At 64.3% G+C, this 22,619-nt stretch carries 24 protein-coding genes and 1 tRNA gene; 10 read left to right on the forward strand and 15 right to left on the reverse strand.

The window, feature by feature from the left end; translation table 11 throughout:
* Nucleotides 1–40: 40 nt before the first annotated feature.
* From DV733_RS11820 to DV733_RS17745, 5 genes are all read left to right on the forward strand, one after another.
* Nucleotides 41–601: a CBS domain-containing protein gene (locus DV733_RS11820; RefSeq protein WP_049994506.1), complete on the forward strand. Its 561-nt coding sequence runs from the start codon at nt 41–43 to the stop codon at nt 599–601.
* A 30-nt stretch (nt 602–631) separates the two neighbouring features.
* Complete coding sequence (locus tag DV733_RS11825; protein WP_237560506.1) at nt 632–1,114, forward strand: GNAT family N-acetyltransferase; 483 nt, start codon at nt 632–634, stop codon at nt 1,112–1,114.
* Between the two features lie 26 nt (nt 1,115–1,140).
* Nucleotides 1,141–1,214: transfer RNA gene (locus DV733_RS11830), tRNA-Thr, on the forward strand.
* A gap of 238 nt (nt 1,215–1,452) precedes the next feature.
* The gene (locus DV733_RS11835) at nt 1,453–2,451 is read left to right on the forward strand and encodes a DUF5784 family protein (protein ID WP_049994505.1); all 999 of its coding nucleotides are present in this window, start codon (nt 1,453–1,455) and stop codon (nt 2,449–2,451) included.
* A 4-nt stretch (nt 2,452–2,455) separates the two neighbouring features.
* Complete coding sequence (locus DV733_RS17745) at nt 2,456–2,584, forward strand: hypothetical protein (protein ID WP_257217567.1); 129 nt, start codon at nt 2,456–2,458, stop codon at nt 2,582–2,584.
* Nucleotides 2,585–2,605: 21 nt separating this feature from the next.
* On the opposite strand, the gene DV733_RS11840 is transcribed toward DV733_RS17745, so the two are convergent.
* The 3 genes from DV733_RS11840 to DV733_RS11850 are packed head-to-tail and all read right to left on the reverse strand — an operon-like array spanning nt 2,606 to nt 5,132.
* Nucleotides 2,606–3,226 carry a hypothetical protein gene (locus tag DV733_RS11840; RefSeq protein WP_049994504.1) on the reverse strand — a complete coding sequence of 207 codons (621 nt, stop codon included), beginning with the start codon at nt 3,224–3,226 and terminating at the stop codon, nt 2,606–2,608.
* Between the two features lie 44 nt (nt 3,227–3,270).
* Nucleotides 3,271–3,861, reverse strand: a complete 591-nt coding sequence (locus tag DV733_RS11845) for a sugar O-acetyltransferase (protein WP_049994503.1) — start codon at nt 3,859–3,861, stop codon at nt 3,271–3,273.
* Nucleotides 3,858–5,132: an NAD(P)/FAD-dependent oxidoreductase gene (locus DV733_RS11850; RefSeq protein ID WP_049994502.1), complete on the reverse strand. Its 1,275-nt coding sequence runs from the start codon at nt 5,130–5,132 to the stop codon at nt 3,858–3,860. The genes DV733_RS11845 and DV733_RS11850 overlap by 4 nt, the downstream gene beginning before the upstream one ends.
* Before the next feature lie 111 nt (nt 5,133–5,243).
* Between DV733_RS11850 and DV733_RS11855 the strand changes: the two genes are divergently transcribed.
* Nucleotides 5,244–6,434 (forward strand): threonine synthase, encoded by a 1,191-nt coding sequence (locus DV733_RS11855; protein ID WP_049994501.1) that lies wholly within the window; start codon nt 5,244–5,246, stop codon nt 6,432–6,434.
* Here the strand turns inward: DV733_RS11855 and DV733_RS11860 are convergent, their stop codons facing one another.
* Nucleotides 6,435–7,061 (reverse strand): class I SAM-dependent methyltransferase, encoded by a 627-nt coding sequence (locus tag DV733_RS11860; protein ID WP_049994500.1) that lies wholly within the window; start codon nt 7,059–7,061, stop codon nt 6,435–6,437.
* 492 nt (nt 7,062–7,553) lie between these two features.
* On the reverse strand, nt 7,554–8,741 hold the full coding sequence (locus tag DV733_RS11865) for a redox-regulated ATPase YchF (RefSeq protein ID WP_049994499.1): 1,188 nt from the start codon (nt 8,739–8,741) through the stop codon (nt 7,554–7,556).
* Nucleotides 8,742–8,880: 139 nt separating this feature from the next.
* On the opposite strand from DV733_RS11865, the gene DV733_RS11870 reads away from it, so the two are divergent.
* Nucleotides 8,881–9,243, forward strand: a complete 363-nt coding sequence (locus tag DV733_RS11870) for a hypothetical protein (RefSeq protein WP_049994498.1) — start codon at nt 8,881–8,883, stop codon at nt 9,241–9,243.
* Nucleotides 9,236–9,571, forward strand: coding sequence for a hypothetical protein (locus tag DV733_RS11875; protein ID WP_202594317.1), 336 nt, complete (start codon nt 9,236–9,238; stop codon nt 9,569–9,571). The genes DV733_RS11870 and DV733_RS11875 overlap by 8 nt, the downstream gene beginning before the upstream one ends.
* Before the next feature lie 21 nt (nt 9,572–9,592).
* Here DV733_RS11875 and DV733_RS11880 read toward each other — a convergent pair whose 3' ends face one another.
* The 9 genes from DV733_RS11880 to gnd all read right to left on the reverse strand — a co-directional run bounded on the left by DV733_RS11880 (nt 9,593) and on the right by gnd (nt 18,435).
* A complete protein-coding gene (locus DV733_RS11880; protein ID WP_049994497.1) occupies nt 9,593–10,360 on the reverse strand; it encodes a Nif3-like dinuclear metal center hexameric protein in 768 nt (255 codons plus the stop codon).
* A 59-nt stretch (nt 10,361–10,419) separates the two neighbouring features.
* Nucleotides 10,420–10,581 carry a hypothetical protein gene (locus DV733_RS17145; RefSeq protein WP_154019531.1) on the reverse strand — a complete coding sequence of 54 codons (162 nt, stop codon included), beginning with the start codon at nt 10,579–10,581 and terminating at the stop codon, nt 10,420–10,422.
* Between the two features lie 102 nt (nt 10,582–10,683).
* Nucleotides 10,684–11,436 (reverse strand): hypothetical protein, encoded by a 753-nt coding sequence (locus tag DV733_RS11885; protein WP_049994496.1) that lies wholly within the window; start codon nt 11,434–11,436, stop codon nt 10,684–10,686.
* A gap of 59 nt (nt 11,437–11,495) precedes the next feature.
* Nucleotides 11,496–12,326: an agmatinase gene (gene speB, locus DV733_RS11890; RefSeq protein ID WP_049994495.1), complete on the reverse strand. Its 831-nt coding sequence runs from the start codon at nt 12,324–12,326 to the stop codon at nt 11,496–11,498.
* Nucleotides 12,327–12,328: 2 nt separating this feature from the next.
* Nucleotides 12,329–12,703 carry a translation initiation factor IF-5A gene (locus DV733_RS11895; RefSeq protein ID WP_049994494.1) on the reverse strand — a complete coding sequence of 125 codons (375 nt, stop codon included), beginning with the start codon at nt 12,701–12,703 and terminating at the stop codon, nt 12,329–12,331.
* A 67-nt stretch (nt 12,704–12,770) separates the two neighbouring features.
* Nucleotides 12,771–13,196, reverse strand: coding sequence for a hypothetical protein (locus tag DV733_RS11900; protein ID WP_049994493.1), 426 nt, complete (start codon nt 13,194–13,196; stop codon nt 12,771–12,773).
* Nucleotides 13,197–13,235: 39 nt separating this feature from the next.
* The gene (locus DV733_RS11905) at nt 13,236–16,094 is read right to left on the reverse strand and encodes an efflux RND transporter permease subunit (protein WP_049994492.1); all 2,859 of its coding nucleotides are present in this window, start codon (nt 16,092–16,094) and stop codon (nt 13,236–13,238) included.
* 783 nt (nt 16,095–16,877) lie between these two features.
* Entirely contained in the window at nt 16,878–17,456 is a 579-nt protein-coding gene (locus DV733_RS11910) for a 2Fe-2S iron-sulfur cluster-binding protein (protein WP_049994491.1), read from the reverse strand.
* A 70-nt stretch (nt 17,457–17,526) separates the two neighbouring features.
* Complete coding sequence (gene gnd / locus DV733_RS11915) at nt 17,527–18,435, reverse strand: phosphogluconate dehydrogenase (NAD(+)-dependent, decarboxylating) (RefSeq protein ID WP_049994490.1); 909 nt, start codon at nt 18,433–18,435, stop codon at nt 17,527–17,529.
* A gap of 321 nt (nt 18,436–18,756) precedes the next feature.
* On the opposite strand from gnd, the gene DV733_RS11920 reads away from it, so the two are divergent.
* Complete coding sequence (locus DV733_RS11920) at nt 18,757–19,206, forward strand: type IV pilin (protein ID WP_049995319.1); 450 nt, start codon at nt 18,757–18,759, stop codon at nt 19,204–19,206.
* Nucleotides 19,207–19,352: 146 nt separating this feature from the next.
* Nucleotides 19,353–20,630 (forward strand): isocitrate dehydrogenase (NADP(+)), encoded by a 1,278-nt coding sequence (gene icd, locus DV733_RS11925; RefSeq protein ID WP_049994489.1) that lies wholly within the window; start codon nt 19,353–19,355, stop codon nt 20,628–20,630.
* A 682-nt stretch (nt 20,631–21,312) separates the two neighbouring features.
* Here icd and DV733_RS11930 read toward each other — a convergent pair.
* Nucleotides 21,313–22,527 (reverse strand): acyl-CoA dehydrogenase family protein, encoded by a 1,215-nt coding sequence (locus tag DV733_RS11930; protein ID WP_049994488.1) that lies wholly within the window; start codon nt 22,525–22,527, stop codon nt 21,313–21,315.
* Nucleotides 22,528–22,619: the final 92 nt, after the last annotated feature.

Below are 22,619 nucleotides of genomic sequence, written 5' to 3' on the forward strand. Positions count from 1 at the left end.
TGCAGGTACCTTTTAGACGCCACCTGAAGAAATAGCGGGTATGAACGGCGACGTCACAGTCCGCGAGGCGATGACCCGTGACTACGTCGGGGTGAGCGAATCCGATAGCGTCGTCGAGACGGCGGCGCTGTTGCTCGACGAGGATCTCGCGGGGGCAATCGTCCTCCGTGGCCAGGACCCCATCGGGATGGTGACCGCGCGCGACGTCCTCTCGTGGCTCGTCCACGACGGCGACGACGAGGGAACGGTCGGCGAGTGCATGACAGAGAACGTGCCGACGATCGCACCCGAGAAGTCGATCGAGGCGGCCGTCGACGAACTGTTCGCGCGCTCGGCGACGCAGTTGCTCGTCGTCGACGCCACGGGCGAGCCGGTCGGTGTCCTCACCCAGCGCGACGTCGTCGCGGCGACGACGCTCTCCCCGGGCGAGGAAGCGACCGATCGCGAAGTGGACTCGGCTCGCATGGAGCGCATGGAGGCCGACGGCGAGGGCGGCGGTGGATTCTCCGAGCAGGGGATCTGCGAGCGCTGCGGCGCGCTCGCGTCGGATCTGACCTCGTTCAACGGTCAGTTGCTCTGTGCGGATTGTCGGGACGTGTGAGCCGGCAGTGGGCAATTGGGGGATGACAGCATGAGCGAGGACTGGGCCGCCATCGAAGCGCCGACGATGACCGATCTCGACACGCTCGTGGACCGATGGGTCGATCTCGCGGCCGGCCAGCGCCAACACGGGTCGCACCTCGAAGCCGACGGAAACCGGGATCGGATTCGAGAGACCTTGGCCCGTCAGATCGCACTTTCGGAGGTTCGGGTCGCTCGACAGGACGGCCGGATCGTCGGGTTCGTCTCCTACACGATCGAGGGCAGCACGTTCGCGCGCTCGACGACGAAGGGGTTGATCCAGAACATCTACGTCGTGCCCGAACTCCGGGGACTCGGGATCGGTTCGCAGTTGCTCGACGTCGCCGAGGACGCGCTCGTGGCGGAGGGGGCGGACGTCGTCGCGTTGGAGGTGATGGCCGCGAACGAGGCTGCGCGGCGGTTTTATATGCGTCACGGGTACGACGCCCATCGGGTGACCCTGGAGAAGCCGGTCGAAAGCGATACGCCTTAAAGCACGTCCCTGCTATCCCCATCTGCGCCAGGGGAGCTTGGGTGGTCCAAGCACCCGACTTGTAATCGGGAGTTCGTGGGTTCAAATCCCACCCCTGGCTTCGCGCGGTCGAGCGAAGCGAGGCCGCGGTAGTGCCGAGCGGAGAGCGAACGCGAACCGCGAGGCTTGCTGCTGCGAACAATCCGTGAGCAGCGCAAGCAGTCTGGGATTTGAACGAGAGACGACGCAGCCTACGAGCCTCGCGAGCAGGATCGTCTTCGCGTTGTTCAAACCCCCAACCTCTGGTCGCGTCGGCCAGGCACCGAACACCTATAGGAGCCGCCGGCATACCACTCAATGTGGCGACTCCGTTGCGATTTCGCGTGTCGACCGAACACTGGACCGAAGGGCGCGTCCGCGCAGAAATCTACCGGGCGCTGGACGCGAACCTCGGGGCGACGATGGCTAGCCCGTGGTACAAACCGCCTGCGGGCTACCAGGCCAAGCGGTTCGAGATGGACAACGGCGACGTGGCGCTGTTTTGCTGGAACGACGACGCCTACTGGATGGGCAACACCGAGACGCCCAAGACCTTGTGGGGGACCAACAAGGTCACCTTCGACGAAGCGCCCGATCCCGTTTCGGAGTGGGCCCAGCGGGAGTTGCTGGCCCAGCTCTACGAGGAAGACCCGTGGCTCGAAGAGACGCCCAAACTGGCGTGGTTTTTCCTCCCTGTCTTCCTCTCGAAAGACGGCCGGGAGACCACGCGGGAGTTCTTCCGCGAACACGCCGCCGGCTTCCCGGACGCGAGTCGCGAGACTGCGCTCGAATTCTACGACGACTTTCTGGAGACGGGCGTCCTCGACGAGTACCGCTACGTGATGGCCTCGAAACTCGGCACTTCCGAGTACCTCAATCTGAGTCGGATGTCCGCGACGATGAGCGAGTTCACCGTGGCGAAGCTCCTGTCCGAACAAGGGTACGACGTCACTCCCGAGATCGAGATCTCGACCGGGCACTCGATCGACTTCCGGGTCGACCGCGCCGACGCCGAGACGGCGCTGGTCGAGGTCACACGGCCCGTGCCGCCGGGCGACCGCGCGGCCAACTCGGCGGTCACGGCGATCCGCCAGACAGCCGCCAACAAGACCTCCGGACAGTTAGAGGAACACGGCGGCGGCGTCACGCTGTTCGTGGACTGCTCGTCGTTCACGGATCAGCAGTGGAACGAGATCAAAACTGCGACGCCGGACGTGGGCCACCGCCCGGCCGTCATCTTCCGGGTGCGACCCGACGGCTGGCTCGACGGCTACACGAAGGGATCAGTTCCGGTCGAGCTACCTGACGAGATCGATTGATGCCATGACTCACGATACACCTGGTGAGGACGAGAGTGAGCGCCGCTGGTGTGCGCACTGTCAGCTGGCGGTCGAGCCAGCCGAGGGCGACACCGGGCCGGAGTGCCCGGCCTGCGGTCGAGCACTGTCGTGAGCTGCGCGTTCGGCGCGGCGCTCAGCAGACGTCTTTGGGGTTGACGCCCATGCCTTCGAGCGTCTCGACGTACTCCTCGTAGGCGACCTCGATGCTCTCGATTGCCGCTTGTTCGGCGGACTCCCAGTCGCTGTCGTCCTCGCACTGGCCGGCGAGCAGGTCCGCGGCCTGTTCGATCTGGGCGTCGACGTCGTCGGCGAACCCGCGGAAGAGCCGGGAAGTCTGGGGGTCGGCCTGCCCGACGAAGAAGCCGGTCCGCTGATCGGCCTTCTTCTTGGTCACGAGCGAGCGCCCGACGAACCCGCCGAGTCGCTCGATCGTCCCCTCCAACTGTGTGAGCGAGTCGTACAGCGTCGAGGCCTCGAGAATCTCGGCGTCGGTCTCGCTTTCGAGTTTCGCTGCGTGCTCGCGGGCGAGCGCGGCGGCGTCCTCGAAGGCGCCTCCGAGCGGTCCCTCCGTATCGTCGGCCCACGTCTCGAAGGTCTCGGCCGCGGCGCGCTCGTCGGCGATAGCGGCAGCGATCACGGCGTCGGGTTCCATCTCGCCGGCGGTGTCGGCGTAGAGCGATTTCGAGGAGCCGAGTCGCGAGAGCGGCGTCTGGGTTTCGTCACGAACTGTGTCGAGGAAGTCCTCGGGAGTCATGGGCGTCGATTCGCCGAGGAGCGATTTGTATGTACCGAAGCACCCTATTCGAGGTCTCGAATCACTTCCGCGGGGTTGCCCCCGACGACCACGTTGTCCGGGACGTCGTCGACGACGACCGAGCCGGCGGCCACGACGACGTCGTCGCCGATCGTGACGCCCGGGTTGATCACCGCACGGCCGCCGATCCAGACCCGGTCGCCGACCTCGACCGACTCGCCCCACTCCGGCCCGTCGGCCCGGGTTTCGGCGTCGATCGGGTGGGCCGCCGTGTAGACGTGGACGCCCGGCCCGAGCAGGCACTGGTCGCCGAAGCGAATCTCGCTGACGTCCAGAAACACGCAGCCGAAGTTGGCGTAGAAGTGCTCGCCGACGTGGATATTCCACCCGTAATCACAGTACAGGGGTGGTTCGATCCAGGCCGTTTCACCGCCAGAACCCAGCAGTTCTTCGAGGAGGAGTCGCCGCCGGTCTTCCTCGTGGGGCCCGGTGTCGTTGTAGAGGCCCGTCAGTTGACGGGCGGCGTCGCGGGCGGCGGTCAGTTCGGGATCGAGTGGATCGTAGTTTTTGCCGGCGATCATCTTCTCTTTCTCGGTGGCTGGCTCCGTCTCGCGCTCGGTATCGTCCTCGCTCATGGGAGATACTCCCGGGCCGTCTCGGCCGCCCGCTGGCCACTCTCCAGAGCGCCCTGGATCGAACACCACCGCGTGTAATCGCCAGCCAGCACGACGGGTTCGTCGGGCGCGTCGGGATCGGGCAGGTCTTCGAGAAAGCCCGGCGGCTGGGCGAACTGCGCGAACTCGATTCGGTCTGTGTGCCGGAGTTCGAGTCCGCCGACGTCTCGCTCTGGATACCACGACGCGAGGGCGTCTCGAACCTCGGCGGCCAGTTCCTCGTCGCTCTGTTCCTGTGCTCCGAGGAAGGTCGCGCTCAACAGTTGTGTGCCTTCGGGTGCGTACTCGGGCGCGACCGTCGACAGTGGCGCGATCTGGTTCGGTCGGTCGTTCTCGGCGTTCAGCAGGAGTTTCGTGCCCGTATCGAGTTTCGAGTAGGTGTCGAGCGTGAAATACTGCGTGACACAGCCCTTCGCGTCGGTGGGGATCGAGTCGACGCCGGTCAGTTCCCGGGCGCGTTTGGGGTCGGTCGCGACCACGACCGCGTCGGTCTCGACCGTCTCGCTGGCGGTCGTCCCGCCCTCGACCGTCACCTCGCTGTCCGCGACCGCGGTGACCTCGTGGCCGGTCTCGATCGTCGCGCCAGCGTTCTCGGCCCGGGATCGGAGTTGTTCGGGAATCGCGCCCATTCCCTCGGCCGGGACGGCCGTGCGTCCTGCTTCGAGCATCTTGAACGTGTACTCGAACACCCGGGAGTCCGTCGACAGTGAGCGATCGAGCGTGATCCCGCCGTAGAAGGGCGCGGCGAAACGTTCGACGAAGGCTCTCGAGAAGCCGCGGTCCGCGAGGTACTGCTGGATCGTCGTCGCCTCGCGTCCGGGATCGAGGATGTCTTCGGCGGGTGTCTGGGCGAGTTCACGCTGGAGGCGAAACAGCCCGAGTTTGTCGCCCAGTCTGACCTCGCGGTTGAACAGCGTCTCGACGGCGTCGCCCGGGCTGTCGAACGGATCGGCGAGCACCGATCGCTGGCCGTCCCGTGCGATGGTCGCGCCCGCGGTGAAGTATCGTAATCCCAGGTCGTCGAGATCGAGTTCGCGCCGGACGGCGGGATAGGCCGTAAAGAGCACCTGGAACCCGCGGTCGAACGTGAATCCCTCGTCGTGGACTGTTCGGACGCGCCCGCCGACGGTGTCGTTGCGCTCGAACAGCGTCACGTCGTATCCGTCCTCGGCGAGGTGGCGTGCGGCGACCAGTCCCGCGAGGCCACCGCCCGCGACAGCAACGTCAGTCATGGCCGGACCTGCGGGTGGCGGGCACAAAACGACTGCGTCCGTCGGATCGAAATTCGACTTCGACCGGTTGCGGTGGACAGCGCTTTGACCCTGGGGAACCCAGGCCGGCACATGGAGACGACGGCGGCCCTCACTGGATTGCGGTGTACGGACTGCGGCGAGGACTTCGATCCCGAGGCTGCGACGCATCAGTGCCCCGACTGCGGAGGGATTCTCGATCCGACCTACGACCTCGACGCGGTCGCGACCGACCGCGAGACACTCGAATCGCGATCGTTCTCGGGGATCGCTCGCTACGCCGACTTGCTGCCCTTCCCGGCCGAGACGCTCGTGACGATGGACGAGGGGGCGACGCCGCTCGTCTCTGCGCCCGACTTTGCCGAGCGACTGGGTGTCGACCAGGTCTTGCTCAAAGACGAGGGGCGCAATCCGACGGGCTCGTTCAAGGACCGCGGGGCGGCTCTCGCTGTGACGGCCGCGAGCGAGCACGGCGCGGAGACGGTCGCGCTCCCCTCTGCGGGCAACGCCGGGCAGGCAGCCAGTGCTTACGCTGCCCGGGCGGGCCTCGACGCGGAGGTGTTTGTTCCCTCGCGGGCCGTCTTCGATACCAAGGCGATGATCAACGTCCACGGCGGCGAGATGACCGTCGTCGGTGGCCGCCTCGACGACGCCGTGGCCGCGTTTCGGGACGCTATTACCGAGGAAGACTGGTATTCGGTTGCGACCTTCGAGACACCGTATCGCCACGAGGGCAAGAAGACGATGTTCTACGAGATCGCCGAGCAGTGCGAGTGGGAGAGTCCCGACCACGTCGTCTACCCGACCGGCGGTGGCGTCGGTCTCGTCGGCATGGCCAAGGCCGCCCGCGAGTTGCAAGAACTGGGCTGGATCGACGACGGTCCAGCCTTTCACGCCGCCCAGGCCACGGGCTGTGCGCCGATCGTCGAGGCCTTCGAGGCCGGCCGCGCCGAGCACGAGCCCGTCGAACACCCGGACACCATCTGCGGCGGGATCGAGGTCGCTGATCCAGGCGCGAGCCGACTCGTCCTCGACGCCGTCCGGGAGAGCGGCGGGACCGCGGTGGCGACGCCCGACGACGAGATCCTGGGCGCGGCGGTCGATATCGCCCAGACTGCCGGGATCGAGATGGGTGCGACCTGCGGAGCCGCGGCGAGCGGCGCGCTCGAACTCGCTGATAGCGGTGCGTTCGACGGCGACGAGACGGTGGTGCTCGTCAATACGGCCACCGGAAACAAGGAGTCGGATATCCTTCGGAGCCACCTGATGAGTCAGGGGATCTGACTACGATTTCTCGAGGTAGATTGCGTGAGTAAGTGTGTCAGCGGCCCCGACAGCCTCGCCGTAGTCCTCGACTGAATCGTCGAACAGGGTCGCGATCTCGTCTCGGGTCCAGATGTTCTCGCCGGCCGCCACAAGTTCGAAGAACGCCTGGGTGTGTTCGTCCTGTTCGGCGACCCACTCCCCCAGGGCTTCGCTCGGGTAGTCGGCCACGAGGTAGCCCCCGAGTTCGACGTGCTCGTAGAGGGTGGCGAAGGCGGCGTCGACGTCCCGGACGAAGTACGTCGTCGCCATGCAGTAGACGAGGTCGAACTGCCGTTCGAGGTCGAGGGCGGGGAGTGCGCCGACGACGAACTCGACGTTTTCGAGTCCCTGCTCGCTTGCCCGTTCGCGTCCGTCTTCGATCACTCGGTCGGCGACGTCGACGCAGGTGAATTCGGTATTGGGGAAGCGCTCGGCCAGCTCGAGTTCCAGAACTGCGGGGCCGCAGCCGACCGAGAGCACTGTCTCGGGGATACCGATCTGTTCGCAGAACGTCGCGAGGTACTCGATCATGGTCTCGCCCTCGCGGTAGATGCAGTGGTCGTAGTCGCGTTCTTCGTAGAATCGTCGCCACCGGTCGCTGACCATAGGTGGACATCTTGGGTCGGAACGATAGTGGTTTTCCCGATGTGGCTGGACAGGGCGGACGCTTGGACTCTCTTCTGACCCAGGTAGTGGCGCGCACTGGCTCGAGCTTGTGTCGAGCCGACCCTGTGCGGGGGATGAGGAGCGCAGCGAAGCGAGCACCGCAATCGGTTGGGGAGGGTGTGGTTACGGGATGGGAATGAAAGGGGCGACAGGGTCGGCGAGCGAGACGACGCAAGCAGGGAGGGACCGGAGGTCCCTCTGGCCGTGCGGGCGACTCACGGGTCGCCCGCACGACACTGGACTGAGCGGAGCGAAGGAAGCGCGCAGCGAGTCGCAGCCGTCGACCCTGTCGGGGCTTTCTGGGTCATAGTCACGGTGTTGTCCCAGAAAGCCCCCGTCCTCTCGACTCGGGGGGCTCGCCAGCGCACGCCAAGATATTCTATCCGGAACCGAAAACAGCAGCCACGGACCAATCGCGAACCCCGACGAATCCTAGTTCGTCGTGGTGATCTCGATGACGTCCCGGTGGTCCAGTTCCCGATCAGCCCCGACCTGCCGACCCGAGCGGATATCGTGGGCGTGCAAGAACCCGTCCCCGATATCGGAGTGCAGGAAGTACGCGAAGTCTTCGGCGGTCGACCCGTCCGGCAGGACGAAACAGTCCTGCAGGAAGGTGCCGTCGTCCTGGGGCTGTTCGGCACCCGGGAACACCGCGATAGCGTCCAGCACGTCGAACAGCGCCGTCTCCAGTGCCGTCTGCACGCCGGTCCCGCCGTAGGCACCGACGAATTGGCGAATCTCCTCCAGCCCTGCCTCTTTCTCGTCGGGCAGGTCGGCGACGATCTCGAAGTCGTCGTCGCCGGGCACGTACTCCAGCGCGCCCTGTTCGTCGCCGTGTTTGAGCGCCTTCTCGGCGTGGGCCGAAACGGGCACGAACGTCAGGTGGTCGTACTCGGGGTCGGTCGTGATCTCGCTCCAGTTGTCCTGGGCTGCGGGGGTGTCCATCTTGTTCGCAGCGATGACCATCGGCTTGGTTTCCATGCGGATCTCCCGGGCCAGGTCCTCGCGATCGTCCTCGTCCCAGGTGTCGGGGTCGAGTTCGAGATCCAGTCGCAGGACGAGCCGTTTGATCTCCTCTTCGATGATGCCGAAGGCGCTCATCTGCTCTGCCAGATCGGCCTCGATATCGCGCTCCTCGCCGTGATAGCCCGAGTGATAGCGCTCGATGCCCTTCTCCAGGATGTCGAGATACCACATGTCCAGCTCGTTCTCCAGGAAGTCGATGTCCTCGCGGGGGTCGTGCTCGTCGGTCGGCTCGCCTTCCAGATCCGTCTGCCCGGAGAAGTCGACGACGTGGACGAGCACGTCCGTCTCGTTGAGGTCCGAGAGGAACTGGTTGCCCAGCCCACGCCCCTCGTGAGCCCCTGGCACCAGTCCTGCCACGTCGACGAGTTTGACAGGGACGAAACGGGTCCCCTCGCGGCAGACGCCGTGATTGGGGGTGCAGGAGTGTTCGAACTCCGGGGCGGCACAGTCGACGCGGACGTAGGCTTCCCCGACTGTGGGGTCGATGGTGGTGAAGGGGTAGGCCCCCTCGGGAACGTCGTTCATCGTCGCGGCGTTGAACAGCGTCGACTTGCCCACCGAGGGCTTGCCGACGAGACCGATCCGGTAACTCATTGCTCTCGTTTGGACAATCGCGGGCTAAAGCGTTGCTGACCGACCCCTGCATGGCGTGAGAGTGACACACGCAGTGCCTGTCGCAGCGACTGGCGATATAAATTAGTACGAATAGTACATACGATACAATTGATACAGCATGCCGATCAGCGCAGAACGATTCGAAGACATCCCTGAAGACGAAGATGGACGGTCACCCGGAACGAACGCCCACGAGATCCTGTCCTTCCTCGAAGCGAACCCGGAACAGGCGTTCACGCGGAGCGAAATAGCCAGTGAAACGTCCGTCACCGAGGGATCAGTCGGCCCGACGCTCGTCCGGCTTCGAGAGCGTGGCCGAGTTGACCACCGCGGCCGCTACTGGCGGATCAGTGATCACGTCAGGAGTATCGAGGCGGCGTCGAACCACGCCGGCCAGGTCGCCGCGAGTCACGAAGACGAGTCGATGGCCTACGACGAGTGGCACGAATATGCGGTGGACCCGCGTGACGAACGTGAGTGAGCCGTACCGTCGCGGTGACGTCTTCTGGGCCCCCGACCCATTTCGTGAGGGGACGAATCCTCGCCTCTGGCTCGTCCTGGCTGGTGAATTGCTACCGTTCCCAGATCAGGAGTACATCTGCGTGGCTCTGACGACGAGTGATCTCCCAGGGAACGACGAGATTGGGAGTGCGTGGCTCTCGGGCAAGCACCCCGACAAGACATCCTACTGCTCACCGTGGGTACTCGCGACGATCAAAGACCGCACAGTAGTCGATCCCCAGGGTACTGTTGCCCCGGATTTCGCCGACAGAATGGCCGCCAAAGCGATCGAATACCTCGAATCGTGATCGTTGATCTCCGAGACTCGATCACAGCCCGGTCGGCTCGTGGATAAACGTCGTCTTCAGGCCCCACCCTTCGAGCAGGTCCTGCAGCGACTTTACGCCGAAGGTCTCGGTCGCGTAGTGGCCGGCCAGAAAGACGTGAATGCCGTGTTCTTTCGCGAGGTGGTAGGCCTTCTGCTTGCCTTCGCCGGTGACGAACGCGTCCGCGCCGCTCTCGGCGGCCTCCTCCAGCCAATCGACGCCGCTGCCGGTGACGATGGCGATGTCTTCGATCTTGTTCGGTCCGAAGTCGAGCACCTGTACGCCTTCGCCGCCATGAGGGAGTTCGCCCGCAAGGAGGTTGTGCAGCGCGTCGACGCTGTAGGCGTCGGGGGCGTGCCCGCGTTGGCCGACGTGGACGGGGCCGAGTTCGCCGAAGGGCTCGGTGTTCTGGAGTTCGAGCAGTTCGGCGAGGCCCGCGGCGTTGCCCAGCCGCTGGTGACCATCGAGGGGGAGGTGCGAGACGTACAGCGCCATCCCGTCGTCGATCAGCGGTGCGAGTCGACGGTAGGCCGTCCCGGTCACGCGATCGATCCCGCCCCAGGAGATCCCGTGATGGGCCACCAACAGGTCGGCCTGAGCGCTCTCGGCCTGCTCGATCGTCGAGACGGCCGTGTCGACGGCGACGGCGACACGAGCGATATCCCGGTCGGCGGGCCCGACCTGCAGTCCGTTGGCACTGGCGTCGACGTCGGCGTACTCGTCGGTCCGGAGGCGCTCGTCCAGCCGTTCGGCGATCTCACCACAGCGCATTGGACTACTCTTTCGAGTCGACCAGTGTAGTGGTTGTGGTCCGGGTGTCACGGCCACTATCACGATTCGCCGGTTCCATCGCCGAAAATAATGCCCAGGTCGAGCACGTAGTCCAGTCCGACGGCCCAGAACGCGACGAAAAACACGACGCTGACACCGCCGGCAGCGTACTGTGGCGGTACGCCGACCAGCGAAAGTATCGGCGCCGTGACGGTCAACATGACCACCCACACGAGGAACAGAACGGGCGCCAGCAGTCTGTATCGGCGGATTCCACGCAACGCACGGACGATGTCTCTTATGTATTGAATACCGAACAGGTTCTACGCCCGGACGAGCCGATCACCGCGGTCCTCGACGACACCACGCTCGATCAGCGCCTCCAGGATCGCGTGAGTCGTGTCCCGGTCGATCCCGTAGGCGCTCCGGGCCACGACGGTGATCTCCTCGATCTCGACGGGGAACTCCCGGTTCTGCAATAGTTTGACCACCTTGTTGTGCTCCGCGCGCGTGTACCCCTGCTCTCCGACGGTCTGTTCCTGCTCCTGAGACGGCTGATGATCCTGGCTGGTCTCCTCTTCGGTTCGAGCGCCTCCGTCGTCTCTCTCCGCCGTGGTCGACTCGTCTTCGTCGTCGATATCCCGCTCGTCGGCGTCGGAGGCGCTTTCTTGGGGACCGTCGCCTGCTCCCGTCTCCTCGTCGTTCGAGGATAGATCGCTCGCAGCCGTCGAACTCGCGTAGGTTCGCTCGTTCTCGTCGCCGACCCGCTCGACGCTGGTCGCGGTCATCTCCTCGCCGTTGTCGGCCTGTTCGAGCGACTCGTCCAGGTCGACCAGTTCCGAGTCGTCTCCTAAATCTGCCACTCCGCCTGCCTCGACGTCTGGCGTCTCGCCATTCAGCGCGGCTTCTAACACCTGCTCGACCACGGCTGTCAGTTTCCGCCGACAGGTCGGACACAGGACGATCCGCTGGTCCGTCTCGACGTCGGGATGGCGGTCGTGATCGACGAGGGGATACTCTTCGAGTGCGGCGTCGACCGCGTCGCCGCAGAAATAACACGACGAGAGTCGGTCCATACGACGTGTATCGGCCTCCCGTGGCAAAAGTAATATGTTCGAAATATGGCAGCTGTACGTCAGCGGTCGTCGCCATCAGCCACGGCGTCCGCGTGCGCGAAGACGAACTCCCGGAGGAGTTTCGATCCGAGGACTGCGGCTTGGCCGTCGTCCCGATCGTTGACTTCGACGATGTCACACCCCACTGCCTTGGGTGCGACCGCCCGGACCACTCGCTGCATCTCTCGGGGGGCGAGTCCGAACGGTTCGAGCGTCCCGGTCCCGGGTGCGTAGCCCGGATCCGCGGCGTCGATGTCGACGCTCAGGTATACCTCCCGATCGCCGACGTCCGGTTCCCACTCTTCGACCGCGTCCGGCGGGACGACCGTTACGTCCTCACGCTCGGCGCGCTCCCACTCGGCTTCGCTCCCGGCACGGCCGCCCAGGATCACGACTTCCTCGGCGACGTCGAGGGCGTGTCTGCTCACCGTTGCGTGGCTGTAGGGGTCGCCGCCGAACGACTCACGGAGGTCGAGGTGGGCGTCCAGACAGACCACGACGTCGGGTTCGAGCGCCCGGACCGCCGCGACCGTCACGGTGTGTTCGCCACCCAGGACGAGTGGCGTCGCTCCGTCGTCTCGCACGTCGGCGACCGTCCCCGAGAGAAAGGTCAGGTACTCCTCGACGTCACCACCCGGCCGGACGTCGCCGTGATCGTGGACGGCGAGATCGGTAAAACGGCTCTCGGTGTAGTGGTCATAGTCCTCGAAGGAGTCCGCGACAGCGCGCATCCGTCGCGGCCCGAAGCGCGTCCCCGGTTGGTAAGTCGTCGACCGATCCAGCGGCGCGCCGACGAGGACGTACTCGGCAACGTCACGGTCGGCGTTCGCGCCCGGGAATCCTGCAACCACAGTCAGACGATCTTGCGCTGACCCTCGTACTCGAGGAACTCGATCTCGTCGTCGGGGCTGACGTCCGCGTCGTCGGGCGTGACCATCACGAAGGTCTCGTAGGTTTCGAGGTCCATGACCTGCAGTTCGTCGCCGTCGACGTTGACGACCTGGCCCTGCTTGCGCTCGATGATCGGGACCCACACCTTCGCGTCCACGGGCTGGCTGAGCGAGCGCTTCTTGCCGTCGAAGACGCCCTTGCCTTCGATCCGAGCTTTCGCGCTGCCGTGTTTGCCGGGCTTGGCCGTGCTGTAGGCAGTGATCTTACACGGCGTGTCGTCCATCATCACGTAGCTTCCTTCGTCGAGTTCGCGAACCTCAGTCTGCTCTTTCGCCATGTCGCGTCGTTGCCTCCCGGCCAGTATAAACGGTTTGGAACGCTACCGCGCGTGAAATCGATCGTACTTACTGCCCGAGCTGCCGTTCGGCCGCCTGAACCGTCGCGGCCGTCTTCCCCTCGTAGCCCGCCTTTCGTGACCGTCGCTGGAAGGCGTTCTGCACGACGGCGCTGGTATCGTCACCGACGACTCGGACTACGTCACCGACGTCCATCGTTTTGAGTTGTTGCTGGGCGTCCTGAATCGGTTTGGCCGCCTCGGGTGAAGGTGGTCGGAACGTCGAGATGTCGTTGATGATCGCGAAGCCCGAGTCCAGCTCTCCGGCCGCAGCGAGCGTCTCGTCGGCTGCGACCTTCATTTGCTGTTCTTCCAGCGCGCCACTAAACGACAAGTACAGCGTGTTGGTCCGCTCGTCCGCCCGAATCTCGTAGGAACCGTCGCCGTCGAACGTGGTCTCTTCGATTGCCATATCCCACTGTTCGTCCACGTGCATATGCCAGTGCACCCAAACGAGTTAGGAAACGGCTGAAATTCAGTCGTCGGTCGGGACTTCGGTCGTCTGGCTGGCCGTCGATTCGACGTCGAGTTTCTCACTCGGGCCGACGAAGCGCGTCCAGACGATGAGCAGGCTCGGCAGGACGAGCACGCTGGCGAGGAACGCGTAGATGATCGTCAGGCCGGTGATGATCCCGAACTGCTGGAGCGCCGGTAGCAGCGCGAACGCCAGCGTCCCGAAGCCGCCGACGGTCGTCGCGGCACTTCCCAGCAGCGCGCCACCCGTACCGGTCACGGAGCGGTCGAGCGCCTCCCAGGCCGACTCGTGGCGGTCCAGCTCCTGGTTGTAGCGTTCCGAGATGTGGATACTGTAGGCGACGCCCAGCCCGACGGTGAGGCTGGTGATCATCCCCGTCAGGACGTTGAACGGGATCCCGACGAGGTACATCGTTCCCAGGATCCAGGCGACGCTCAACACCACAGGCAAGAGCGTGACGAATCCGAGCGTCGCGCTGCCGTCAGTCACCCGATAGACGATCATCAGGAACGCGATGATCGCGACGAGGGTGATCAGCAGGCTCTCGATGACGGTGTCGAGCAACTGGTCCTGGACGATCTCGAAGAGGATCGTCTGGCCCGTCGCGACCGCTCGCAACTCGCTCCCGTCTTCGATCGACGTGGCGACGGCTCGCATCTCGGACGTCGTTTCCGACCCACTGGCAGTCCCCTTGATCCCGACGTTGATCCGTGCGGCCTCGTATGCGCCGCTTTCGGTCCGGTAGAGAACGTTGCCAGCACTCTGCGGGTTGACCTCGAACAGCGCGTCGTAGACGCGCGTGAGGTTCTCCTCGGGGATCCCGTCGCCGTCGGTGTCGGCTGCGGTGACGACCTCCCTGAACTCGCTATTCCCGTTCGTGCCAGCCAGCGTCTCGTTGATGACCGTCAGCGGCGTCTGGACCGAGGCCTGTCCGCCCGAGAGCTTCAGGGTCACGTTCGAGGTCGCCGCTTCGGTCTGTGCCGCTTTGATCCGATCGAGCGATCCGTCTGCGGCCACGTCCCCTCGTATCAGGATGTCCGCCTGTGAGTCCTCGCGCTGGAATCGCTCGTTGACGAACTCCAGGTTCTGTTTGGTCCGGTAGTCGCCCGGCGCGAACGGTTCGGGGAGGTCTTTCAGCCAGTCGGGCGGATCGTCGGCCAGGAAGTCCTCGTTCGAGAAGGACGTATCGACCTGCGTGGCCCCGTACGCGCCCAGTGCGCTGACGACGAGCGCGATCGCGATCACGACGTAGGCCGACCGCTTGGCCCCGATCGACCCGATCTTCAGGCCGTCGCTCAGTCGCCCCCCGCCGGTCCCGATGGCGCGTTTCTTCCGGTCGAATCCTCGATTCTCGAGGAAGCCGTCGATCTCGATCTTCAGCGCGGGCGTCAGCACACCGAAGATCAGGAAGGCGGCCAGGATCCCGAACGAGGAGACGACGCCGAAGTCCTGGATCGGCGGCAGCGGGCTGATGAGATTCGACATGAAGCCGATGACCGTCGTCGCGGTTACCAGCGCTAGCGCGATGCCGACGCCGGAGAGCGCGACCTTCATCGACCCGCGGAGGTCGCCGTTGCCCATCTCGAAGCGCTCCTCGCGGTGGCGCATGAAGATGTGGATCGCGTAGTCGATCGACAGCCCGATCAGGAGGACGGGCACGGCGATGAAGATCTGGTTGAAGTCGATCCCCAGCCAGCCCATGAAGCCGAACGTCCAGATCAACACCGCGAAGATTCCGACGACGCCCAGGATGATGTCCAGCAGGTCACGGTAGCCGACCGCCAGCGCGATCAGCACGAATAACAGCGCCAGCGGGCCGACGATCGTCATGCTGTCGGTCATCGACTGGTTGATCTCGTCGGTGATGATCCCGCTGCCGAAGATGACCATCGAGAGTTCGCCCTCGGTATCGTCGGCGACCTCCTGCATCGCTAGCTGGGCGTCGGTGATCTCCTGGGTCGCCGTACCACCGCCGACTGCCGGCGAATCGGTCTGCTGGGTCACCAGGATGACCGTCGCGTCGGCTGTGTTCGACCCCGGCTCGTAGTAGCCACCGGTCGGCATGAATCCGAGCGCCTGGTCGGCCCTCGGATTCTGTTCAGGATCGAGTGTTCGACCGATGAGTCCGTCGATCTGCGTGGCGTTCAGTCGCTCCAGTGCCTGTATCTGCCGATCGAGGGATACCTCGCCGCTGCCACTCCCGCTCCTGAGTGCTTGCCACTCCTCGGCCAGCATCTCGTCTGCCGCGTCCGCGGCGATCTGGGCTCGCTCCTGTTGGCTCGTCGCGTTGCGGAACGCCTGGACTGCGGCTTCGAACTGCCCGTAGTCAGTGTCGCCCAGCCTGATCGGCGTACTCGAATTCAACTGATCGAAGACAGCTCTGGTCGGTGTCTCCGTGTCTGTGGCGGCCGTCTGAATCCCCCGCTGGATCGCACTGTCCGTTCGGGTCAGTGTCCGGTTGGTCTGCTCGAATATCGCACGCTGAGCCAGCACGTTCGGAACGCCGACCGTCGGTGGTTGCTCCGCGGACTCGTTGATCAGTGATCCACTCACTCTGGAGTCGGCGCGCAGGCGCTGTTGGTATTCCAGCATCTCGATCAGCGACGACTTCGAGAGGACGTTGTCGCCTCTGACGATGACCTGTACCGATGTCGCGTTCTCCGAGCCAGTCGTGAAGTTGCCATCGATGTAGTTCGACGCCTTCAATTCCGGCGTATCTGACTGGAACTGCCCAAGAGAGGACTCCTGTTCGACTGCCCCCGCCCCCGCGCCGATCGCGAGCGTCAGGAGGACCATCACGGCGATCGCGATCCGCGTGTGGCTCGTCACTGCGCCGACGACTCGATCGACCGCGCTCACCGTCTCACCTCGCGTTCTAACGTTGTTGTTACTCGCATACTAACTATCTTGGAATGTGACGGAGACAGTTATATGTCTGGCGGTCTCGGTCGACACGATATCGAAAGGAACGGAAGGAGAGACCGAGTGCCTCTGACATATCCGTTACCGCTGTCATACGACCGGTGGGGAAAGCCCCGCCAGCGTATTGACTAACCAGTCAGTCAATATAATTCTTTTGGGGTGTCGTCTGTAACAACTACCGTTGTCGTGTGTCGTTCCGGATTGGCCCGTCCCTCGTGGGTTATCGGTGGCGATAATTCGTAGCAAATAGTTTAGTGATACTCTTCGAGCATACTCGTATGAACGACGATCCTGTTGACGAGATCCGCCGGAACGCAGTTCGAATTCTCGAAGAGATGTGCGTCGATGGTGCGAGCGATTCGTTTCACTGGTCGATTTCGTTTCATCATCCGCACACAGGTCACGGTGACGGGCCGTTCAGTGGCCTTCGAGTTGGGCTGAAGAGTGGACTTCTATCGAGCACGTATCACGTTGATCAACTCCACGTACGAAGTGTCCAAGGCCACGAATACTCGGTAGAACACCAGCATACAGAGACGTTTGACTCACTCGAAGCAGCGATTCAGAATCTTAACTATCGGGCAGAACGCATGCATTAGCGCGGAAGGAGACCCGCTCACTGCCAAAACCTCTGCCAACTTAATCCGGAACCACACACTCTGTCCTCTGAGCGTCGTGCCCGCGAAAACAGATCTCGGACTGCCGCGTATACTCGTCGTGTCAGGGCTGCTCGCCGGTCTCCAGCGTGAAGTCCGTCGTCGGGTAGGCCGTACACGTCAGGCAGTAGCCTTTCTCCATCTCGTCGTCGGAGAGGGTCTCGTTGTTGCTGTGTTGGATGAAATCACTCGCAGGGCCGCCATCGATGTGGCCCGCACAGGAGAGACATTGCCCCTGTCTGCAGGCGTAGGGCATGTCGTAGCCCTCGTCTTCGCCGGCTTCCAGTAGCGTCTCGTTGTTCGCGACTTCGATCGTCTCGCCTTCCTTGGCGAACTCGATCTCGAAGTACTCGACCTCGTCCTCGCTGATCGCGTCGGGGTCGAAGCCCGCCTCTTCTTCCTCGCCCTCTGCGAGTTCGCCCTCGGACTCACCCGTCGCGATCGCGCCGGCCGGTGCACCGCCGCCGATACCGCGGTTGTACGGCTCGGGAAAGTCCGTCTCCGGGACGGACGCGGCCCGTTTTTCGAGCACGTCCTGGGAGATGTCCTCGGTCGCCTCCCAGCCCGTGCCCTTCGCGAAGTGGAGCACGACCGCACCGAGGGTCATCGCGAGCCCGAGCGCGACACCCAGTGTCTGAACCATGTGGCCGGCTACGGAACAGGGGTTTAACTAACTGTTGTTTCCACAGCAGGGTCGCGGTCCCGCGGTCGTCTCAATCCTGGCGCGCGACCTCGTGCCGACCGAACCCGTACCGCAGCCGATTGGCCAGCCGCCGGGCAAATCGCCCCTCACCATCACCGCTCGCCCGGGAGTCGAAGCGCTCGGCCAGCGCCTGGTAGATCAGCGGTACCGGCACTTCCTGTTCGAGCGCCTCCTGGACGGTCCAGGTCCCGGTCGAACCACCGGCCACGTGGTCGGCGACGTCGCCGAGGTCGTTGCCCTCCTCGCGGAACGCCTCCTCGCAGAGTTCGAGCAGCCACGAGCGGATCACCGCACCGTTGTTCCACGTGCGCGCGACCGCCTCCAGGTCCAGATCGTACCGGCCGTTCGCGAGCAACTCGAAGCCCTCGCCGTAGGCCTGCATCAGTGCGTATTCGACGCCGTTGTGGACCATCTTCACGTAGTGGCCCGACCCGACCGGTCCCATCCGGTCGTGGCCCGCCGGCCCGGTCGCGACCGCGTCGAACGCCGGCACCAACCCTTCGTAGGCCCACTCCGGGCCGCCGACCATCATCGAAAAGCCCGCCTCGGCGCTGGCAGGCCCGCCACTGGTCCCGCAGTCGAGATACGCCGCGTCGATCGACTCCGCGCGCCGGATCGAGTGCTCGAAGTAGGAGTTGCCGCCGTCGATCACGATGTCCTCCTCGTCGAGGTGCGGGTCGAGTTCGTCCAGCGCGGCGTCGACCGGGTCGCCCGAGGGCACGACCAGCCAGATGCGCTTGGGAGCCGACAGCTGCTGTGCCAGATCCGGGATCGATTCCGCGGGCGTGATACCATCTTCGGCCGCCGCGGCGACTGTGTCGGGGTCGACGTCGTAGCCGACGACCTCGTGACCGCCCTCGCGCAGTCGGTCGGCGACGATTCGCCCCATCCGTCCGAGTCCGAGTACACCGATTTCCATGCCTGGACCTCGCCTGCCCCCGATAGTAGGGTTTGTGATTCGCTACGCACGAGTAACTCCTGCCCTTAAAAATCATTAACAATAATGAGGATACGCCGACTCAGCGGGTCGTTTTCCCGACTGAGAATACGGTTTGGGTCTTTTCACCCTCAGAAAAACGCCAGAGGGCGGCAGTTTCAGCAGAACGATGGCAAATCTTTATGTACGACCCCGATACAGGATGTGCCAGGCACGCCGAGCGGGCACAGTCGGGCAAGCCGACGTGGATCGGTCGTTCGATCCACCGGAGCGCGCTGGCGTGTGCAAGAACACAAACCAACCATGAAACTGAAACAGTTCTTTACAGACGACGACGCAGTCAGTCCGGTCATCGGCGTAATTCTGATGGTCGCGATCACGGTCATTCTCGCGGCCGTCATCGCGTCGTTCGTCCTCGGACTCGGGCAGAGTACAGGTAACACCGCACCGTCGATCACGTTCAGTGAGGATTATGACTCGGATACGCCGTCGCTCACAATCTCGGTGACTAACGTCGGCGACACCGTTGAGGCAGGCGATGTTTACCTGCGTGGCACCGGTGATGGCGCTACGCTGGATCAGAGCTTGAATAACTACGACGGCAGCACGAATGCCGAGAGCGAACTGACGGCTGGAATGAACTTCGTAGTCGACAGCCCAGGTCCGGGCTCCGCATATGACATCGACGTCATCTACGACCCTGGCGACGGTGACTCCTCGACGCTGACGACGTTCACCGGCCCCGACGCGTAATCGACCCACCACTTTTCCGTTTTATTCGACCCGGTAGCCGCAGCACTCTCGGCCCCCGCAGAACAAACCCGGAACACGCTGTCGACCGTTGACACGCGACGGAATGATAGGCCTTTTAGGCGGCCTGGGCGTCCGTGTAGACGATAATGAGCTACGACTACGACAAGGTCGAAGTGCCCGAGGACGGGCACGCGATCGAAGTCATTGACGAGGACAACGACGAACTCGACATCCCCGAGAACCCGATCATCCCCATCATCCACGGGGACGGGATCGGCAAGGACGTCGGCCCCGCCGCTCAGAAGGTCCTGAGCGCCGCCGCCGAAGCCACCGGCCACGACATCGCCTGGATGCGCGTCTACGCCGGCGAGTCCGGCCGCGAGAAATACGACGAGAACCTCCCCGAGGACACCGTCAACGCCATCGACGAGTTCCGCGTCGCCATCAAGGGCCCGCTCACGACGCCCGTCGGTGCCGGCTTCCGGAGCCTGAACGTCGCGCTCCGCCAGACGCTGGACTTCTACGCCAACGTCCGCCCCACCTACTACCTCGACGGCGTCCCCTCGCCGATGAAGGCCCCCGAGGAGATGGACATGGTGACCTTCCGGGAGAACACCGAGGACGTCTACGCCGGCATCGAGTGGGAAGAGGGCACCGACGAGGTCGAGCAGGTCCGCGAGTTCGTCGAAGACGAGATGGGCTTCGACGAAGTCATGCACGACGGTCCGATCGGCATCGGGATCAAACCGATCACGGAGAAAGGCTCGAAACGGCTGGTTCGGAAGGCTATCGACTACGCGCTCGAACACGACCGCGACAAGGTCACGCTGGTCCACAAGGGGAACATCATGAAGTTCACCGAAGGGCAGTTCTCCGAGTGGGGCATGGAAGTCGCCGAGGAGGAGTACCCCGACGACGAAGTCTTCGCCGCGCCCGACTCGCTGTGGGAGACCCAGGAGGACATCGACATCCCCGAGGGCGCCGTCATGGTTGAGGAGCGCCTCGCCGACGCGATGCTCCAGTGGATGCAGCTGCGCACCGACGAGTTCGACATCATGGCGATGCCGAACCTCAACGGCGACTACCTCTCCGACGCCGCCGGTGCACAGATCGGCGGCCTCGGCATCGCACCCGGTGCGAACTTCGGTGACGCCCGCGTGCTCGCAGAGCCGGTCCACGGCAGCGCGCCGAAACGCGCCGGTCAGGACCAGGCCAACCCGACCGCGCTCATGCTCTCGGGCTGCCTGATGTTCGACTACATGGGCTGGAAGGACGCCGGCGACCTCGTGAAAGACGCCGTCGAGGAGACCATCTCCTCCGGTACCGTGACCTACGATCTCGAGCGCAACCTCGACGACGCCGAGAAGGTCTCGACGACGGAGTTTGCCGAGGCCGTTATCGAGAACATCGAAAAACTCTCGTAGAACGTTTTTCGTCCTCTGGCGGCACAGCCGCCAGAACCTCGAGAAGCTCTCGTCACGTGGACCCCTTTCTCTTGCTGGCTAGGAGTTGACGCAGCAGCCCCCAAGCAGGGAAAGCCCTCGCCTCGCTGGCTAGGAATCGGAGACTGCAACGTCAACAAGCAGGGAAAGCCCTCGCCTCGCTGGCGGCCGCTGAGCGACATATCCTCACTGCGTTCGGATAGTGGTCGCTCACCGACGCTCTTTCAGCGCCAGCGAGTCTCGCCCTTTCAATCCACCAGGGACAACAGCAGCACCGCACAGCAGGCCTGCCCTTCCCCGGGTCGCGCGCTGAAACGCGCTTCCCGGCCACGGCGGGGCGGTCAGGAAGCGTGTTCCGGCGTCCTGCGGAGCGAAGCGACGCAGGGCTCGCGAGAGCTTGCTCTCGCGGCGCCAACGCGCCGGAACTGGGGAGGTGTGGGGCCACAATATTGCGGTTGCAGCCCCCTGGAGGATTGAAAGGGCGAACCACGCTCGCGTCGAACGAAATGAGTGGAGTCGCTGTGGAGCCCCTATTCGAGTGAGCGAAGCGAACGAGAATATGCTCCACAGCGACCGCGACCGTGGTGAGGGCTTTCGAGGAAGCGTTGTTTCCAGTAGCTGTAATTGCTAGCGAGCAAGATGAGGGGCCGTCGGTTCCTGTGATCTAAAATCGCGTGACGTGCTCGACTTCGCTCGGATCGACAGCCGCGAACGCCTCGCGTGCGACCGAGCGCCGGTGGACCTCGTCGGCGCCGTCGACGATTCGGAACGCGCGAACTGCCTGATAGAAGTCCGCCAGCGGGAGGTCTTTGCCGATGCCGTTTGCCCCGCAGGCCTGGACGGCGAAGTCGATCACGTCCTGGGCGGTGTTGGCGGCGTACACCTTCGCCATCGCCACTTCGGTTCTGGCCTGTTCGCCCCGGGCGAGTTTCTCGGCGGCGTGGCGAACCATCGACCGGGCGGCGTGTAACTCGATCTCTGCGTCGGCGACCTCGAATCGGAGGGCTTGCTTCTCGTCGAGCGACTCACCGAAGGCCTCGCGCTCGCTCGTGTACGCCGTCGCGATGTCGAGCGCGCGTTCGGCCATCCCCGAGAAGCGCATGCAGTGGGTGAGCCGGGCCGGGCCGAGGCGCTGCTGGGCGATGGCGAAGCCCGCTCCCGGTGCGCCGAGGAGATTTTCGGCGGGGACGCGAACGCCGTCGAAGCGGATCTCGGCGTGGTTTTCGGGGACGAGGTCCTGGCCCATGTGCGGGATGTCGCGGACGATCTCGACGCCGTCGGTGTCGGCGGGCACCAGCAGGATCGAACTCCCTTCGTAGGGATGAGCGTCCAGATCAGTGCGGGCCATCACCAGATAGAGGTCGGCGTCGACGCCGCCCGTGGTCCACCACTTGTGGCCGTCGAGCACCCAGTCGTCGCCGTCTCTCTCGGCCGTGGTCTGCAACATCTTCGGGTCCGACCCCGCACCCTGCATCGGTTCGGTCATGGCGAACCCTGAGTCGATCTCACCCGCCACGAGCGGTTCGAGCCACCGTTCTTTCTGCTCGTCCGTCCCCACCAGTTCCAGGGTATGCATGTTCCCTTCGTCGGGTGCGGCCACGCGCATCACTGTCGGCCCGAGCAGGCTGCGCCCAGCCGCCTCGAACAGGGGGAGCACGTCACGCAAATCCTCGCCCATCCCGCCGTATTCCTCGGGAATCTGGGGGCAGTAGACCCCGTAGTCGCGGGCGGTCTGCTGGAGGTCGTCGATGACCGACTCCGATACCGGCCCCTCGCCGAGGTGATCGCGCTCGACCGGGATCACCTGTTCGTCGACGAACTGTCGCGCCCGCTCACCGAGTTCCTGGGCTCGATCCGAATCCGCATAGGAGACCACCATAGCCGGGATTCGGCTGGCGACATTGTAAATCGTGGGCCCGACCAGAGATGCCGATCCATCTGTGAACCACTCACAGCGCCAATCGTTTTGTC

Origin of the sequence: Halapricum salinum (assembly GCF_004799665.1) — an archaeon.
GTDB lineage: Archaea > Halobacteriota > Halobacteria > Halobacteriales > Haloarculaceae > Halapricum > Halapricum salinum.

Coding starts and splice junctions, on each gene's coding strand:
- DV733_RS11820 (WP_049994506.1), top strand. CDS start 41: ATGAACGGCGACGTCACAGTCCGCGAGGCGATGACCCGTGACTACGTC.
- DV733_RS11825 (WP_237560506.1), top strand. CDS start 632: ATGAGCGAGGACTGGGCCGCCATCGAAGCGCCGACGATGACCGATCTC.
- DV733_RS17745 (WP_257217567.1), top strand. CDS start 2,456: ATGACTCACGATACACCTGGTGAGGACGAGAGTGAGCGCCGCTGGTGT.
- DV733_RS11840 (WP_049994504.1), bottom strand. CDS start 3,226: ATGACTCCCGAGGACTTCCTCGACACAGTTCGTGACGAAACCCAGACG.
- DV733_RS11845 (WP_049994503.1), bottom strand. CDS start 3,861: ATGAGCGAGGACGATACCGAGCGCGAGACGGAGCCAGCCACCGAGAAA.
- DV733_RS11850 (WP_049994502.1), bottom strand. CDS start 5,132: ATGACTGACGTTGCTGTCGCGGGCGGTGGCCTCGCGGGACTGGTCGCC.
- DV733_RS11855 (WP_049994501.1), top strand. CDS start 5,244: ATGGAGACGACGGCGGCCCTCACTGGATTGCGGTGTACGGACTGCGGC.
- DV733_RS11860 (WP_049994500.1), bottom strand. CDS start 7,061: ATGGTCAGCGACCGGTGGCGACGATTCTACGAAGAACGCGACTACGAC.
- DV733_RS11865 (WP_049994499.1), bottom strand. CDS start 8,741: ATGAGTTACCGGATCGGTCTCGTCGGCAAGCCCTCGGTGGGCAAGTCG.
- DV733_RS11870 (WP_049994498.1), top strand. CDS start 8,881: ATGCCGATCAGCGCAGAACGATTCGAAGACATCCCTGAAGACGAAGAT.
- DV733_RS11880 (WP_049994497.1), bottom strand. CDS start 10,360: ATGCGCTGTGGTGAGATCGCCGAACGGCTGGACGAGCGCCTCCGGACC.
- DV733_RS17145 (WP_154019531.1), bottom strand. CDS start 10,581: ATGTTGACCGTCACGGCGCCGATACTTTCGCTGGTCGGCGTACCGCCA.
- DV733_RS11885 (WP_049994496.1), bottom strand. CDS start 11,436: ATGGACCGACTCTCGTCGTGTTATTTCTGCGGCGACGCGGTCGACGCC.
- DV733_RS11895 (WP_049994494.1), bottom strand. CDS start 12,703: ATGGCGAAAGAGCAGACTGAGGTTCGCGAACTCGACGAAGGAAGCTAC.
- DV733_RS11900 (WP_049994493.1), bottom strand. CDS start 13,196: ATGCACGTGGACGAACAGTGGGATATGGCAATCGAAGAGACCACGTTC.
- DV733_RS11910 (WP_049994491.1), bottom strand. CDS start 17,456: ATGGTTCAGACACTGGGTGTCGCGCTCGGGCTCGCGATGACCCTCGGT.
- gnd (WP_049994490.1), bottom strand. CDS start 18,435: ATGGAAATCGGTGTACTCGGACTCGGACGGATGGGGCGAATCGTCGCC.
- DV733_RS11920 (WP_049995319.1), top strand. CDS start 18,757: ATGAAACTGAAACAGTTCTTTACAGACGACGACGCAGTCAGTCCGGTC.
- icd (WP_049994489.1), top strand. CDS start 19,353: ATGAGCTACGACTACGACAAGGTCGAAGTGCCCGAGGACGGGCACGCG.
- DV733_RS11930 (WP_049994488.1), bottom strand. CDS start 22,527: ATGGTGGTCTCCTATGCGGATTCGGATCGAGCCCAGGAACTCGGTGAG.